Origin of the sequence: Halomonas sp. SH5A2 (assembly GCF_014263395.1) — a bacterium.
Lineage (GTDB): Bacteria > Pseudomonadota > Gammaproteobacteria > Pseudomonadales > Halomonadaceae > Vreelandella.
In genome coordinates, this window is record NZ_CP058321.1 from 2883375 (window position 1) to 2898302 (window position 14928).

The 14928-nt window shown below is 58.6% G+C and carries 15 protein-coding genes; 5 read left to right on the top strand and 10 right to left on the bottom strand.

Translation table 11 applies throughout. From position 1 onward, the window contains the following. The 3 genes from pdxA to HXW73_RS13405 are packed head-to-tail and all read right to left on the bottom strand — an operon-like array spanning position 1 to position 4540. Positions 1–1056 carry a 4-hydroxythreonine-4-phosphate dehydrogenase PdxA gene (gene pdxA, locus HXW73_RS13395; RefSeq protein WP_186253563.1) on the bottom strand — a complete coding sequence of 352 codons (1056 nt, stop codon included), beginning with the start codon at positions 1054–1056 and terminating at the stop codon, positions 1–3. Beyond that, entirely contained in the window at positions 1056–2072 is a 1017-nt protein-coding gene (locus HXW73_RS13400; protein ID WP_186253564.1) for a peptidylprolyl isomerase, read from the bottom strand. Before HXW73_RS13400 ends, pdxA begins: the two co-directional genes overlap by 1 nt. Before the next feature lie 38 nt (positions 2073–2110). After that, a complete protein-coding gene (locus HXW73_RS13405; RefSeq protein ID WP_186253565.1) occupies positions 2111–4540 on the bottom strand; it encodes an LPS-assembly protein LptD in 2430 nt (809 codons plus the stop codon). 70 nt (positions 4541–4610) lie between these two features. Between HXW73_RS13405 and HXW73_RS13410 the strand changes: the two genes are divergently transcribed. The 5 genes from HXW73_RS13410 to speD all read left to right on the top strand — a co-directional run bounded on the left by HXW73_RS13410 (position 4611) and on the right by speD (position 8212). Next, positions 4611–5621, top strand: a complete 1011-nt coding sequence (locus HXW73_RS13410) for an aminoglycoside phosphotransferase family protein (protein WP_186253566.1) — start codon at positions 4611–4613, stop codon at positions 5619–5621. Beyond that, positions 5618–6292, top strand: a complete 675-nt coding sequence (murU, locus tag HXW73_RS13415) for an N-acetylmuramate alpha-1-phosphate uridylyltransferase MurU (RefSeq protein WP_186253567.1) — start codon at positions 5618–5620, stop codon at positions 6290–6292. Before HXW73_RS13410 ends, murU begins: the two co-directional genes overlap by 4 nt. Then, positions 6289–6684 carry a gamma-glutamylcyclotransferase family protein gene (locus HXW73_RS13420; protein ID WP_186253568.1) on the top strand — a complete coding sequence of 132 codons (396 nt, stop codon included), beginning with the start codon at positions 6289–6291 and terminating at the stop codon, positions 6682–6684. Before murU ends, HXW73_RS13420 begins: the two co-directional genes overlap by 4 nt. Before the next feature lie 91 nt (positions 6685–6775). Further along, the gene (locus tag HXW73_RS13425; RefSeq protein ID WP_066319734.1) at positions 6776–7195 is read left to right on the top strand and encodes an OsmC family protein; all 420 of its coding nucleotides are present in this window, start codon (positions 6776–6778) and stop codon (positions 7193–7195) included. A 222-nt stretch (positions 7196–7417) separates the two neighbouring features. Then, positions 7418–8212, top strand: a complete 795-nt coding sequence (gene speD / locus HXW73_RS13430) for an adenosylmethionine decarboxylase (RefSeq protein WP_186253569.1) — start codon at positions 7418–7420, stop codon at positions 8210–8212. Positions 8213–8222: 10 nt separating this feature from the next. Here the strand turns inward: speD and lpxL are convergent, their stop codons facing one another. From lpxL to surE, 7 genes are all read right to left on the bottom strand, one after another. Beyond that, positions 8223–9137, bottom strand: a complete 915-nt coding sequence (lpxL, locus tag HXW73_RS13435; RefSeq protein WP_186253570.1) for an LpxL/LpxP family Kdo(2)-lipid IV(A) lauroyl/palmitoleoyl acyltransferase — start codon at positions 9135–9137, stop codon at positions 8223–8225. A 12-nt stretch (positions 9138–9149) separates the two neighbouring features. Continuing rightward, entirely contained in the window at positions 9150–10250 is a 1101-nt protein-coding gene (alr, locus tag HXW73_RS13440; RefSeq protein ID WP_186253571.1) for an alanine racemase, read from the bottom strand. Between the two features lie 104 nt (positions 10251–10354). Then, complete coding sequence (gene rpoS / locus HXW73_RS13445) at positions 10355–11323, bottom strand: RNA polymerase sigma factor RpoS (RefSeq protein WP_186253572.1); 969 nt, start codon at positions 11321–11323, stop codon at positions 10355–10357. A 148-nt stretch (positions 11324–11471) separates the two neighbouring features. Then, positions 11472–12542: a peptidoglycan DD-metalloendopeptidase family protein gene (locus HXW73_RS13450; RefSeq protein WP_186253573.1), complete on the bottom strand. Its 1071-nt coding sequence runs from the start codon at positions 12540–12542 to the stop codon at positions 11472–11474. Between the two features lie 7 nt (positions 12543–12549). Further along, positions 12550–13521 carry a DUF368 domain-containing protein gene (locus tag HXW73_RS13455; protein WP_186253574.1) on the bottom strand — a complete coding sequence of 324 codons (972 nt, stop codon included), beginning with the start codon at positions 13519–13521 and terminating at the stop codon, positions 12550–12552. Next, positions 13518–14195 (bottom strand): protein-L-isoaspartate(D-aspartate) O-methyltransferase, encoded by a 678-nt coding sequence (locus HXW73_RS13460; RefSeq protein WP_186253575.1) that lies wholly within the window; start codon positions 14193–14195, stop codon positions 13518–13520. The genes HXW73_RS13455 and HXW73_RS13460 overlap by 4 nt, the downstream gene beginning before the upstream one ends. Then, entirely contained in the window at positions 14182–14928 is a 747-nt protein-coding gene (surE, locus tag HXW73_RS13465) for a 5'/3'-nucleotidase SurE (protein WP_186253576.1), read from the bottom strand. The genes HXW73_RS13460 and surE overlap by 14 nt, the downstream gene beginning before the upstream one ends.

Genomic DNA, 14928 nt, shown 5'->3' on the forward strand with positions numbered 1-14928 from the left:
CTAGCCCAACGAGACGGCACGTTGGTCGGCGAGCCGCCGCGCCAATGATAGCGCCACCTTTAGGCTTCCGGGGTCAGCGACGCCCTTACCTGCCAGCGTTAATGCCGTGCCATGATCGACAGAGGTACGTACCAGCGGCAAGCCCAGGGTGATGTTGGCGGCCTGCCCAAAGCCTGCATATTTTAACACCGCCAATCCCTGATCATGATACATGGCCAAAACAGCATCGACACCGGCCAGATGGCGCGGTGTAAACAGCGTATCGGCGGGGAAAGGGCCTGTGATATCCAGGCCTTCCTGACGCAGCGCCTCAAGAGCGGGAATGATGATATCCAACTCCTCGCGCCCCAGGTGGCCATCTTCACCGGCATGGGGGTTCAGGCCACATACCGCTATTCGCGGCGCGGCCAAGCCAAACTGCTGGCGCAGATCGGCGGCCAACAGGCGGCCGATACGCACAACGCGCTCAAAGGTAATGGCATCCGCCACCTTACGCAGAGGTAAGTGCGTGGTCGCGAGCGCCACGCGCAGATCACCATTGCCCTGCCAACCAGGCGCTTGGGCGTGCAGGGCGCGGTCGGTGGCCAACATCATGACCACCTCATCAACGCCGCAGGCGTCGCGCAGCCATTCTGTATGCCCGGTAAAACCTGAAAAGCCTGCGTCGATAATCACGCCTTTGTGCAATGGCGCGGTGACCATTGCCGCCGCCTGGCCGACTTGGCAAGCCGTCACGGCCAACGCCAATGTCTCCAGCACGTAGCGGCTGTTAGCCGTGTTGAGCACGCCGGGAACCGCAGGTTCAGCAAGCTCGACCGGCCAGACCGGCAGCGTTGCCGACCGCTGCGCCGGCAGCGTGTGCGACGGCGATACTTCGACAAGATCTACCTCAAGCGATAGTGCAGCGGCGCGTTGCCGCATCATCTGCGGGTCACCAATCGCGACGCTACCGTCGGGCAAGGCCCCTTGAGCGGCCAGCATCAGCGCCAGCTCAGGCCCGATACCGGCAGGTTCACCGGTGGTTATCGCCAACGGCGCTGGGCAACGATTTTTCATCAAAGACGAATATCAACGAAGGCTTGCGAGCGGATTTGCTGCTGCCAGGTTGCCAACTCTTGATTGGCACGGCGCTGGAAAATCGACTGCCGCACTTCTTCACGCTGGGCTTCCTGAGCCACATCCTGCTGACGGCGCTCGAGCACCTCGATAACATGGTAGCCGAACTGCGAACGAACCGGCTCTGAGACCTGATTCAGAGATAACTCGCGCATGGCCTCTTCAAACGCCGGCACCGTCTGTCCGGGGCGCAGCCAGCCAAGGTCACCCCCATTAAGCGCACTACCGTCGTCGTCACTCATTTCACGGGCCACCGCGGCGAAGTCTTCGCCCTGGGCCAAGCGCTCGCGCACTTCTTCGGCTTGTGCCCGCGCCTGGCGTTCATCTCGGGTGGGGGTCAGCTCAATAAGCACGTGGCGAGCACGGGTTTCCTGGATAACGGCTTCTTCGCCTACCTGACCCATCTGCTGACTCAGATAGCGATCAACCTCGCTGTCGCTGACATTGACCCGGTTGCCTACTTGGCTCTGTTGAACCTGGCGTATCAACATTTCTCTACGCACGTCCTCACGAACACTGGCCAGCGTCATGCCATCGGCTTCCACCGCATCGGCAAACTCTTCAAGGCTCATGTTGTTGGATTCGGCGATGGAGCGGACTTGCCGGTTAAGTTCGGTATCGTCGATATTGACGTTGGCATCGCGGGCCATCTGCAACTGAATCTCTTCGAGAACCATCTGCTCCAGCACCTGTGATTCCATCTGCTGACGAGAAGGAAGTGATTCCCCCCGCGACTGTGCCTGGCTTTCGACCTGAGCCAATCGGTTATCCAGCTCGCTGCGCATGATAACGCCGTCGTTGACCACAGCGACCACACGGTCCAGCGCCTGGCGCTCAGTGGGCGCCGACGTTTGGGCCTGAGCACTCAGCGGAACGGCAGCCGCCATACAAAGGGCCAACGCACCTCCCAGCGAAAGCAGCGTGGTGCGAGCGCACAAGGTCTTTCTCATTTTCATAACTTAAGTCTCTATCAGTCGCCATTCTAAAGGCTAATTTATAAAGGCGCAGGGCGATAACCCGGAATGGCTTGTTCAAAGAACCCATCGGCATTTTGGCCAACGCCGCCTAAACCACGGAATACAAAGCGCAGGAAAATACCGCGGTCATTAAAGTCGTCGTCGATACGTGCTGTGTCACTGTCATCGACCCATTCACGCCATACCAGCTGCAGGCCATAGCAACAGTCGCTCCACTGCACACCCGCTAGTTGCTCAAGCGAACGGTCATTGGTTTGATCGTGAAGGTAACGGCCGATCAGATCAATCTGTGGAGTGGCCTTCCAGGCAAAAGATAGGTCCCATTCTTCACGATCATAATTGCGGAAATCGTCATCACTGGGCTCTACGCCAGGGTTAAAATCTTCGATTTCCCAACGGTAGCCAAGGTTCACTACGTGGCCCTGAGGGTGACGATAGCGTAGGTCGACGGTCGAGCTTTCTGTGCGCTCTCGCTTGTCGTCATAGAGCCACTCGTAGCCGGTGCTCCAACGATCATTAATTTGCCAGTCAACCTGTGTCACCAGCGGCGAGCGATCACGGGTGGCTTTATAGCGGCTTTCTGTGCCTCTGTCTGGCAGTTCATCGGCGTTGCCTTCAATATCTATTCTTCGCTCGTCGAAGTAGACGCTTTGCCCAACACCAACGGACAGTCGTTCGCGGCCGGTTTCATCTGCAAGCAACCGTGATTCAACCCCCAACGACAGTCGGTTCAAATCACCCACCCGGTCGGAACCAGAAAAACGCTGGGCTGACCAAAGCTGGTTCCAGGAAAAAGGCCGCTCGCTACTGTCAAAGCTAGGAAGCTCGCTCTGGTCGGTACGCGGCACAAAGGCATAGTTCAAACGGGGCTCCAGAGTTTGGCGGTAGTCACGCCCGCCCAGCGCCAGTTCACGCTCAAACACCAGGCCGCTGTCAACGGTCGTCACCGCAATGCTACGGCTCGGCGATTCGCTGTTTTCGGTCATCCGGTTGCCGTAATCCAACTGATAATCGGTGTGCCACAGCTCAGTGCGCGGTTCCACATATCCCCAAGGACGCTCGAAGCGCCATCCCACAGCCGGGGTAAGGTGCACACGACTACCTATCGCCGATTCGCGTTCGATGACGCGCTGTTCGTTCACATCACGCCAGAAATAGGTCGCGTTGGAGCGCCACTGGCTGTAGAAACCATTACCCAACTGCCAACGAGCGTTGGCAGTCAAGCTTGGCAGACGATAAAAAGGCTTGTTGCGTTCGTTAAGCGGGTCATCCAGACGCTGGAAACCCTGCGCCCCGGCATCGAGTTGCCAGCGTTCGCCACGGTAATCGACCTGTGCCAGACGTTCCATGCTGACGCGGTCGCTGCTGCCGAATTCACCACCAAAATCGTCGAAGTAACGCCCGTCGCTGGCGGCACCGTAATTTAAACTATAGCGGCTACGTGGGTTGATACGCCCCGCATTTTGCGTCTCGAAATACCAGCGGTCTTCGCCTTCATAGCGATTTTCGGCACCACCCGAACCCCCGTTATCACTGTTCAAGTAACCCGCCTCCACCGTTCCCCGAACCTCTTCAAGCAGATAGCGGAACTCACCGTTCAGCAGCAGGCCATGGTCACTCATCCAGCGTGGCGTGATGGTCGCATCACGGTTGGGCGCGATGTTCCAGTAAAACGGCTGGGTATAGTCGAGACCGTCGCCAGACACGCTGAGCGCAGGGGTCAACAGGCCAGTATGGCGTCGGTCATCAATCGGAAAACGCACCCATGGAACGTACATCACGGGTACGTCCTTGATTTCCAGACGGGCGTTACGCGCAGTACCAAAGCCTTTGGCTTGGTCCAGAAGAATATCACTGCTGACGAGGTGCCAGGTATTTTCACCGGGATCGCATGTTGTAAAGCGGGCATCCTCCAGGCGATACTGGTCTTTCTCCAACTGTTCCAACTGAACGGCCTGGCCACGCAAATGCTGGTCATACAACACGAATTGGCTATCGTCCAACTGCGTGCGGTCTTCGTTGAGCATTATCTCAGCGGTATTGCCGCGCACCAAGGAGGTGCCATCACGCAGCGCAATATTGCCCTCGGCGTTCACCCGCTCACGGTCAGCGGGCATGCTGACACGCTCAGCTTCCACTTCCTGGTCGGCACGCCGCAACACCACGTCACCACGCAGGATCGTCTGACCGTCGATGTCGTAATCCGCTTCGGTGGCTTCCGCGGCCAGCGTTTCGGGGTTGTCCTGTTCCGCCAGGCGGTAGCCGGGCATGACGTAACGCCCACGGCATAGCTGGGTTGCCGCTTCTTCTCGTCCCCAAGGCTGCCAGTCCAGCGCCTCCGCCGAGAGTGGCTCGCTCTGTGCCACGACAGAAAAAGAGGCGCTTGCCAACAAACTGCCCATCAATGTTTGCGCCACTGGCACCGCGCGCGAAAATCGCTTGCCCATGTTCGTTATCCTTGGCATCGAGAATCGGTATTATACAGTCCGCATCATGCCCGACCAGCCAGGAGCTTGCATGTCTTCATCGCGGATTAACGCCCTTATTTCATGGGCCGCGCAACAACACGGTCTTTTCATAGACGCTATTTCCCTTGCCCCGGCCGGTGGTGACGCCAGTTTTCGGCGCTATTTCCGGCTAACGCTACCCGACGGCACGACCCGAGTGGTCATGGATGCCCCACCCCAGCAGGAAGATAGTCAACCGTTCGTGACCATCGCTCGACGCTGGCGCAGCGCAGGATTACCTGTCCCTCAAGTACACGCGGCCGACCTGGAGCAGGGTTTTTTACTGCTGGACGATCTGGGTAGCACGCCCTTACAACAGTTGTTTACTGATGATGCGCGTATAAGAGGCTATCATAATCAGGCACTATCACTGATTGCCGATTTGCAAAATCGTGTATCGCCCGAGGCACTGCCCGTTTATGACGCCGCGCTATTGGGCCGTGAACTCGACCTGTTTCCCGAGTGGTGTCTCGGCGCGTGGCTCGGCATCGAGGCGCCTGAGAGCTGGACGACGCTGCGGGCCGAACTGATTGAACAATCCCTGGCCCAGCCCATGGTCTGCGTCCACCGCGACTTTGACGCCATGAATTTAATGGTGTTGGATCAGCGTCTTTACATGATCGACTTTCAGGACACCGTCGCCGGACCGATCAGCTACGATGCCATCTCGCTGCTGCGGGGACGCTACCTTCGTTTTAGTGAGCAGCAGTTTGGGTCATTTATTCGCGCCTTTCACGCACAGGCTCAACAGGATGGCCGCCTGTCGCAACACATTGATGCCGATACCTTTCTCAGCCAGAGCCAGGCAATGGCCGCCCAGCGTACCCTTAAAGTGCTGGGCATTTTCTGCCGTCTGACCCTGCGCGACCAAAAAGCGGGGTACCTGGCGCGACTGCCACACTTCCTGAACCACCTGGACGACAGCCTGGCCGGCCTGCCCGCCCATGCCGAGTTCGCCCACTGGGCGTCCAACACCTTGCGCCCCGCCATCACCGCACGTTTAAGCGAGGCAGGCGAATGAAGGCAATGATTCTGGCGGCCGGCCTCGGCAAGCGCATGCGCCCACTCACCGACCATTGCCCCAAGCCTTTGCTGACCGTCGCTGGCAAGCCGCTTATCGTCCACCACCTGGAGCGGCTCAAACGCGCCGGCATTGATCAGGTGGTGATCAACGTCAGCTACCGCGGCGAGCAGATTATCGAAGCATTGGGCGACGGCCACGCACACGGCGTCTCCATCCAATGGAGCCGTGAAGCCACGCCGCTTGAGACCGGCGGCGGTATTCTTCAGGCATTGCCTTTGCTAGGCGAGAACCCGTTTTTACTCATCAATGGTGATATATGGTGCGACTACCTTCCCGACATGAAAGCGCTGGCGAAGGATGATCTGGCGCATCTGGTACTCGTGGATAACCCGGTGCATCACCCCGACGGGGACTTCGCCTTGCGCGGCGGTCGGGTGTATAAAGGCCCTGCCCCGCGCCTGACCTTCGCGGGTATCAGCCTGATTCGCCCGGCGCTGGTGGCGAATCACCCTGTGGGCGCCTTTGCCCTGGCACCGCTGCTTAAACAAGCCATCGACAGCCAGCGCGTCAGCGGCGAACACACCGCACAGCATTGGGTCGATGTGGGCACCCCCGAGCGGCTTGCCGAGCTGGACACTCACCTGCAAGAACGACGAGGCGCGCAATGACCGCCAGACACCTGGAAGATGCCGTGGCCACTACGCCCCTGGTGGCGGTATACGGCACGCTGAAGCAAGGCCTGAATAATGCCCACTGGCTGTCGACAGCGACCCGGCTGGGAGTCGATAGCTGCACGGCGCTGACCCTCTACGACATCGGCCCCTACCCCGGTGCAAAATGGCAGGCATCCCACGGCGTAAGCCTTGAGGTCTATCGCGTGACGGCCAGCCAGCTTGCCCACCTTGACGCTCTGGAAGATCACCGCCATGAGGCGCCTGAGCAGGGCGAGTACCAGCGTCAACTACTCGCGACCCGTTTCGGCCAGGCCTGGGTATATATTTACAACCCAAACGTCGACGAGCGCCTGATGATTGCCGAGGGTTGCTGGCCGCCACATTGAGGCAGTGTGCACCAGGCAAGAGATGTTATGCTGCGCGACTTACTTTTTGTCAGCTAGCCGCCTGAATGAGGCCTGAAATGAGGAGAGCAACGTGAAAGCACGGGTAAAATGGACAGATGGTCGCCAGTTCGTCGCTGAGTCGGGCAGCGGCCACAGTGTAGTGATTGACGGCCCACCCGATCATGGCGGCCGCAATACCGGCCCACGCCCCATGGAAATGCTGCTGATGGGCATGGGCAGCTGCACGGCGTTTGATATTCTGAACATTCTCGACAAGGCCCGCGCCGACGTCACCGACTGCGTGGCAGAGCTTGACGCTGAGCGCGCCGATAGCGTGCCCTCGGTGTTTACGCGCATTCACGTGCACTTTGTGGTCACCGGTCGCGCGCTGAAAGAAAAACAGGTCCAGCGCGCTGTCGAGCTGTCTGCAGAGAAATACTGCAGTGCATCGATCATGCTGACCAACGGCGGCGTTGAGATCACCCACTCTTACGAGATCGTCGACGCCTGAGCGCCGTTGCATTGAAAAGCGTTCACGCTTGGGTAAACAGGCCAAAAAACTTGCCCGGTTGGATGCATCCCGCGCCTGGGGCGGGCATAATACGCCCGCTTATTGAGCGCCTGGGATTAACGGGTGTTGGATTAAGTGCTCATCACCATGCGTGGCGAACGCATGATCGGTTCCGACGTTGGCTCGTCGGGGTGTTTTCATCTGCCATAGGGAGGTTCGGACGTGTCAGATAATCTCCGACTCCACGGGTTTAACAACCTGACCAGCTCGCTAAGCTTTAACATTTACGACATCTGTTACGCCAAGACAGAAGAGCAGCGTGCGGCTTATATCGATTACATCGATGAGCTCTACAATGCCGAACGGCTAACGCAGATTCTCAAAGATGTGACCAACATCATTGGCGCCCATGTGCTGAATATTTCACGCCAGGACTACGAGCCCCACGGCGCCAGCGTGACGATTCTGATTGCCGAACATGAGCTGGATGACACAGATCCCGAGCAAATAGAACCCGGGCCTGGGCCATTGCCCGAAACCGTGGTTGCGCACCTGGATAAAAGCCATGTCACGGTGCACAGCTATCCTGAATCCCATCCGGATAACGGCATCAGCACCTTCCGCCTGGACATCGATGTATCGACCTGTGGCCATATCAGCCCCCTCAAGGCGCTGAACTATCTGATCCACAGCTTCGACTCCGACATCGTGACGATGGATTACCGCGTCCGCGGCTTTACCCGCGACGTAGACGGCAAAAAGCTGTTTATCGACCACGACATCACCTCGATCCAGGATTACCTAGCCGAAGACACCAAGCACGCCTATCAAATGATCGACGTGAACGTGTACCAGGAAAACATGTTCCACACCAAGATGCTGCTCAAGGACTTCGAGCTGGATAATTACCTGTTCGGCACCTCGAGCCGGGACATCACCTTCGAGGAAGCGCGCAACATTGAAGACCGTCTGCGCAAAGAAATGCTCGAGATCTTCTACTCGCGCAACCTCGACTGAGAGAGCCCTACTAGTAAACTCCCGGCTCACCCTCGGGCCGGGTCTTGAAACGCCGATGCAGCCAGAGATACTGCTCGGGGTGCTGGCGAATCGCCTGCTCGATAAACGCATTGATCCGTGTGGCATCGGCCACTTCATCGTTGCTGGGGTAATCCTCAAGCGCGGGCAGCCACTCGTAGGTGTAGGTGCGGTTATCGGGGTTGCGGTAGAAAATCAACGGCACTACGTGCGCCCCGGTCATCCGCGCAATTTTGGCGGTTAACCGGACCGTCGCGGCCTGCTGACCAAAAAACGGAGCGAACACGCTGGCATCACGACCAAAGTCCTGGTCGGGCGAATACCATACCGAGTGCCCGGCTTTCAGCCGTCGTATGACGCTGCGCAGGTCATGGCGATGAATCATCTGATCGAACACGCGCAGACGGGCGCGGGTCATGAAGCGGTCGAACAACGGGTTATTGTGCGGGCGGTAGACCGCATCCGAATGAAAAAACAGCGAGTGCAGCGCGCCCCCCAAATCCAGCGGCGAAAAATGCACGCCAATAATCAGCACACCCTTCCCTTGCGCCTGAGCCCTGGCAAGATTTTCTTCGCCGATGCACGCCACGCGATGACGAAAATCCTCGGGGCTTCGGCACCACGCAACAGCGGTTTCCACCAACCCGATACCGTTGGCAATAAAGGTTTGCTTTACCAGCTGGCGCTGTTCGTCAGGGCTTTTTTCGGGGAAACAAAGCTTGATATTGACGTCGGTAATATGCCGGCGGCGTTTGGCAAACCGCCAGGCCAAACGGCCGATGCCCGAACCAATGGCAATGTTCAACCGCCAGGGAAGCCATGCCACAACGTACATGGATGCAATGGCCACCCAGGTGGGCCAAAAGCGCGGGTGGGCGAAAGAACGGGGATACGATGAACTTGACATGTGTCTCGCCATTTATACAAAAGCGCCATGATAACGGCGCGGTACGCGGGGCAACACCCCTGTCAGCAGGGTATAGCTGATGGTATCGCAGTGGCGGGCAACGTCGTCGACCGACAGCACCGTGCCATTGCTTGCGCGCCCCCACAGCACGACCTCACTGCCAATGGCCGCATCGGCCACGTCGCTGACATCCACCGTGAACATATCCATCGAGACCTTGCCGACCAGCGGGCAGCGCTGGCCGTTTACCAACACCGGGGTGCCATCCTGAGCATGGCGGTCATAGCCATCGCCATAGCCTCCGGCCACCACCGCGATGCGCGAGCGACGCGGTGCCTGCCAGCGGCCGCCATAGCCCACCGGCTCGCCGGCTTCAACATCGCGCAGGGCAATGATTTCAGAGCGCAGCGTCATTACCGGACGCAGCTGGTCAGTGGCAGGCGTCGCCATTTCCAGCGGATTGCTGCCATACAGCATAATGCCGGGCCGGTTCCAGGCCCCGTGGGCCACCGGCCAAGCGAGTGTAGCGGGCGAATTAGCCAGACACAGCGGCGCATCAAGCGTGGTGGCAAGCGCTTGCAATAGCGTCATCTGCTGTTGGAAATAGCGGCTATCGGCGGCATCCGCAGTGGCAAAGTGGCTCATCAGGTGCAGCGACGATGCCTGCGGCGCCTCGCTCAGCCGCACCCAGACGTCGCTGACTTCGTCTGGGGCAAACCCCAATCGATGCATGCCGGAGTCTACCTTGACCCAGACAGGGATCGGTTCACGCGGCGAAAAGGCCAGCAGCGCCTCAACCTGCCAGGCACTGTGCACCGCCATCCAAAGCCGGTGGTCATCCACCAGCGCCAACTCGTCGGCGCTAAAGATACCTTCCAGCAGGATAATCGGTGAGGTGATACCGCCTTCGCGCAGCGTCACTGCCTCTTCAAGGCACGCCACGGCGAACGCCGAGGCGTCCGCTGCCAAGGTACGTGCGCACTCAAGCGCGCCATGACCATAGGCGTCTGCCTTGATGACCGCTACCGAGCGGCTATGCGGCGCGCACTGACACGCCAGCTGATAGTTATGACGCAGCGCGTCTAGATCAATATGGGCCACCAGCGGGCGCATGGGTTTTCTCACTTGTTGCTTGCCAATCGGGGTATTATCGCTAAATAAAGTCACCGGGCACATGGCCCGGTGTTGAGAAATTAACGATGGTTAAGGAAAGGCTGTTAACTTTCAAAAATCGACGCCAGCGACAGCCCCTGTTTCTCCAGCGACCGGCGTAGCTTCTTGAGCGCTTCAACCTGAATCTGACGCACCCGTTCCCGGGTCAAGCCGATCTCGGCGCCCACTTCTTCCAGGGTGGCCGCTTCATGGCCGCGCAAACCAAAACGCCGCACCACCACCTCGCGCTGTTTTTCATTGAGCTCGTCGAGCCAGTGGTCAACGTGTTCCTTGACATCACCATCTACCAGGGAAGCCTCGGGGCCGTGGTCTTCCTCATCAGACAGCGTATCGATGAGGGGTTTGTCGCTTTCACCGCCCATGGGGTAATCAACCGACGAGACCCGTTCGTTAAGCCCCAGCATCTTTTTCACCGTGCCTACCGGCTTGTCGAGATGCTCGGCGATCTCTTCCGCCGTGGCTTCGTGGTCGAGCTTTTGCGTCAACTCACGGGCAGCCCGCAGGTAAATATTGAGCTCCTTGACCACATGGATCGGCAAGCGAATGGTGCGCGTCTGGTTCATCAGCGCCCGCTCGATGGTTTGCCGAATCCACCAAGTGGCGTAGGTTGAAAAGCGGAAGCCGCGCTCGGGGTCAAATTTCTCAACGGCCCGAATCAGCCCCAGATTACCTTCCTCAATCAAATCGAGCAGGGTCAAGCCACGATTGAGATAGCGACGGGCAATTTTCACCACCAGCCGCAGGTTGGACTCAATCATCCTCGAGCGCCCCAGCGGATCGCCCTTGCGGGCCAGGCGCCCGTAATAGACTTCCTCTTCGGGCGTCAGCAGTGGCGAAAAGCCAATTTCATTGAGGTAAATCTGTGTGGCATCAAGACTTTGATGCTGACGGTCCTCGCGCCCTAACGCTTTTTCAAAAGCCTCTTCAGCGGCGGCTACTTCCTCACCGTCGTCAAGTGCTTCTTCCACAGCGTTCAGGTCTACTTCCTGTAGATCTTTTTCCAGCATACTCATGCGTCTTACCCCCGTTATATCGCCTATCCGCCCTTAAAAAACCAAATGGGTCGCTTGGGCTTCCCATCGTTATTGTTATACAAAGCGTTCACGCCGTTACCTGTCGAGAGAGTTGTGGCAACACACGTTTGTAAATGGCTGATATCGGTTAGCGTGACGGCAGAAACTCCAGGGGATCTTGTGGTTGCCCTTCGCGGCGAACCTCGAAATGCAGTCTCACGTCTTCCGCGTCACTATCGCCCATAGTGGCAATCACCTCACCGGCTTCTACAACGTCGTTCTCGCTGACATTAAGGCTGTCGTTATGCGCATAAGCGCTGAGAAATTCATCGTTGTGTTTGAGCAGGATGAGGTTACCGTAACCGCGCACACCACTGCCTGCATACACCACAATGCCAGAACCAGCGGCTCTTACAGGTTGCCCCTTTTCACCTGCGATATCAATACCGGCGGTGATGCTATCGCCCTGGCCGAACTCGCCCACGACATTGCCATCGCTCGGCCACTGCCAGTCGATGGTTTCGGCCGGTGTATAAGTGCGGCCATCGCGGTCAGGCGCCGAGTCGTTACGCGCGGCCGACGCCTGTTCTGGAGCCGTTTCGGTTTCCGGCTCTGGTGCTGTTTGCGCTTCGGCCTGTTCTGTTTGGTTCTGTTCAGGCGATGGTTCGGGGTCGGAGGTTACCGCTTCGGCGTCGGACGAGGTATCAGCCGTGGCGACTTCTTCACGCCTGTCGTCAGATTCAGCGCCTGCCACTTCCTGCGACGCATCAACGGCATCTCGCTCAGCCGTCAGCCGCTGATTACGCTCAATGGCCGACTCATCGGGCAGCAACCAGTCCATTTGCTGATCATCGCTTGAAGCGGAAGTGGAAGTATCGGGCGAAAGGCCTCTTGCCACCGCACCACTTGAGCTTTCATCCGCTGCCACTGAGGCGCTCGCCGACGTTGAAGCTGCACCCTCACGCAGGGCAATGGTCTGCCCGGGCTGGATACGGTAAGGCGGCTCGATGTTATTGAGCTTAGCCACTTCACGATAATCGAGGTTATGCTGCCAAGCGATGCCGTATAGGGTATCGCCTTCCTTGACCTGATACTCGGGGGAGCGCTCGACCGCTTCGCGGGCATCGCTTAAATCACGCACCTGCGGGCCGCCGCCCTGCTGATTGGCACAGCCGGCAACGGCTAACGCCAGTGCGGACATCATTACTATCTTACGCATGCAAAGCCTACTCCTTTTCAGCAGCGGAGGCGGTTTGGGGAGACGTTGGCGGCGTGCGCTTAAGGGCGCGCCGATGCAACAGTACAACGAGTAGTGCGCCAAACGCCATCAACGCTATTACACCAATGAGTTGCGCGGATTCGCCCGTTAGCTGGGCATAATCGCCGGGCAATAAGTAGCGGTGTTCCAACGGGATCATTTCACCATCACTACCCAGTTGATATCGCACCAGTTCTCGCCACGGCCAAAGTACGGGTAGTGAACCCACGATGAAACCTAACAATAATTGAAGCGTTGCACCACGATGGCGGCGCAGCAACCAGGAAAGCACCCGTGAGAAAAGCGCCAGACCAATGAGGCAGCCACCCCCAAATAGCAGGATGACCGCCATATCAAAGCCGCGCACGGCTTCCATCACCGTACTGTAAAGCCCCATGGTGAGCAGTAAAAAACTGCCTGATACGCCAGGCAACAACATGGCACTGATGGCAATACTCCCCGCCACTACCAATATCAGTGATTCATTACCCAATGTTGACACCAGGGGCATCAACCCAGGTAGCCATTGAGCCAGCAGCAACCCAACACCCAGCGGGAGCAGGTAGCGCAACTTGAAGCGCGCCCCCGAATCACTCACAACCAGGGCCGAGGCGGCCACCAAACCAAAGAAAAAACCATCCAGCAGCAACGGGTGTGCTTCCATCAACCACAGCGCCAGGTGGGCCACGCTGAAGACACTGATAACAATACCGGCGAGCAGCGGCACCAGGAACGCCAGGTTAAGGTGCTGACTCAGCCCACGCAGCCCGCCCCGACGCCATGCGCCAAAGGCACTTGGGCCAAACTGTTTGATTGTTAAGATCAGCTCTTCATAAATGCCGCTGATAAACGCAATGGTCCCACCCGACACCCCCGGCACCGCGTCGGCGGCGCCCATCCCGGCACCGGTTAATAACAATCGTACGGGTTGACGCTTCAATCGACCACTCCTTGCAATAATGGAACAAAACGAACCGGTTCCAGGCGGCGTTTTTCGAACGCATTGCCGACGCGTTTGATCTGGGTAAGCCACTGGCTGCCGTCGGATGCCTCTAAAGGGGCTATCAATACGCCGTCGGGGCTTAACTGCTCGAGTAGCGGTTCAGGCAGCGTTTGGGCGCAGGCGGTCAACAGAATGACGTCAAATGGCGCAGCGGCGGGCCAGCCTTCGCCACCGTCAGCGACGGCCAGCGATGCTCGGGCACCCAGGCGACTAAGCCGGAAAGCCGCGCGCCGGTGCAGGGCCTCGATGCGCTCAAGGGAAAACAGCTTATCAACCAGTCGGGCCAGAATAAGCGTTTGATAGCCAGAACCAGTGCCTAGTTCCAACACACGCTTAGGCTCAGCACGCAGCACCAACTCGGTCATACGCGCAACGATGAGCGGTTGAGACAACGTCTGACCAAACCCGATGGGCAAGGAGGTATCTTCGTAGGCACGGTGGGCCAGCGCTTCATCCACAAACAGATGGCGCGGCTCGTTGGCCATGACCTCAAGCACCCGTGCATCACTAATCCCTTGGCGCATCAGGCGTTGGACCATGCGGTCACGGGTGCGCTGCGAGGTCATTCCGGTGCCGCGCAGCTCTTCCGGTGACAGTTTAGGCGAATGCATCCAGCCAGTCTCGAACGTCGTTTAGCGCCTGGTGGCGCGTTAAATCCGTTTGCAAGGGGGTGATCGACACATAGCCCGCCTCGACGGCCGCAAAATCAGTGTCGTCACCGTCGTCGGCATTGGCAGCCACCGGGGCAATCCAGTAACGGGTACGCCCGCGCGGGTCCTGAACGGCCAGCGGTTGCTCAGCGGGGCCCCGATAGCCAAGCCGCGTGACTTTAACGCCCTTTACGTCTTCCCAGGGCACATCGGGCACGTTCACGTTCAACAGCGTGCGCGGCGGCAGCGACAGTTGATCCACCGCCCCCACCAGGCTCGCCGCCAGATGACCGGCCGTGGCAAAGTGCCGGTGACCGCACAGCGACATGGCGATCGCCGACATGCCCAAGTTACGGCCTTCCATGGCGGCGGCAACGGTGCCCGAATACAGCACGTCGTCACCCAAGTTACCGCCATGATTGATGCCGGAAATCACCAGGTCGGGCTTTTCATCCCATACGCCGTTGACCCCCAGGTAGACACAGTCTGCCGGAGTGCCGTCAACACTATAAAACCCGCTGTCCAGGGCGGTCATCGCCAGCGGTCGCGAGAGTGTTAGCGAGTTACTCGCCCCGCTGCGGTCACGGTCCGGGGCAACGACGCGCAAATTGGCGTGCTTGGTCAGCGCATCGTAAAGCGCCTTGAGCCCCGGCGCATGAACACCATCGTCGTTGGATAGCAGCAAACGCCGCAT

What these genes read in the sequence shown, in the direction of transcription:
- alr (WP_186253571.1), bottom strand. Translation starts at nt 10,250, where the DNA reads ATGCGCCCGCTGGTGGCCCATATTGATCTAGACGCGCTGCGTCATAAC.
- lpxL (WP_186253570.1), bottom strand. Translation starts at nt 9,137, where the DNA reads ATGTCAAGTTCATCGTATCCCCGTTCTTTCGCCCACCCGCGCTTTTGG.
- murU (WP_186253567.1), top strand. Translation starts at nt 5,618, where the DNA reads ATGAAGGCAATGATTCTGGCGGCCGGCCTCGGCAAGCGCATGCGCCCA.
- HXW73_RS13400 (WP_186253564.1), bottom strand. Translation starts at nt 2,072, where the DNA reads ATGAAAATGAGAAAGACCTTGTGCGCTCGCACCACGCTGCTTTCGCTG.
- surE (WP_186253576.1), bottom strand. Translation starts at nt 14,928, where the DNA reads ATGCGGCGTTTGCTGCTATCCAACGACGATGGTGTTCATGCGCCGGGG.
- pdxA (WP_186253563.1), bottom strand. Translation starts at nt 1,056, where the DNA reads ATGAAAAATCGTTGCCCAGCGCCGTTGGCGATAACCACCGGTGAACCT.
- HXW73_RS13460 (WP_186253575.1), bottom strand. Translation starts at nt 14,195, where the DNA reads ATGCATTCGCCTAAACTGTCACCGGAAGAGCTGCGCGGCACCGGAATG.
- HXW73_RS13450 (WP_186253573.1), bottom strand. Translation starts at nt 12,542, where the DNA reads ATGCGTAAGATAGTAATGATGTCCGCACTGGCGTTAGCCGTTGCCGGC.
- HXW73_RS13410 (WP_186253566.1), top strand. Translation starts at nt 4,611, where the DNA reads ATGTCTTCATCGCGGATTAACGCCCTTATTTCATGGGCCGCGCAACAA.
- HXW73_RS13405 (WP_186253565.1), bottom strand. Translation starts at nt 4,540, where the DNA reads ATGGGCAAGCGATTTTCGCGCGCGGTGCCAGTGGCGCAAACATTGATG.
- HXW73_RS13420 (WP_186253568.1), top strand. Translation starts at nt 6,289, where the DNA reads ATGACCGCCAGACACCTGGAAGATGCCGTGGCCACTACGCCCCTGGTG.
- rpoS (WP_186253572.1), bottom strand. Translation starts at nt 11,323, where the DNA reads ATGAGTATGCTGGAAAAAGATCTACAGGAAGTAGACCTGAACGCTGTG.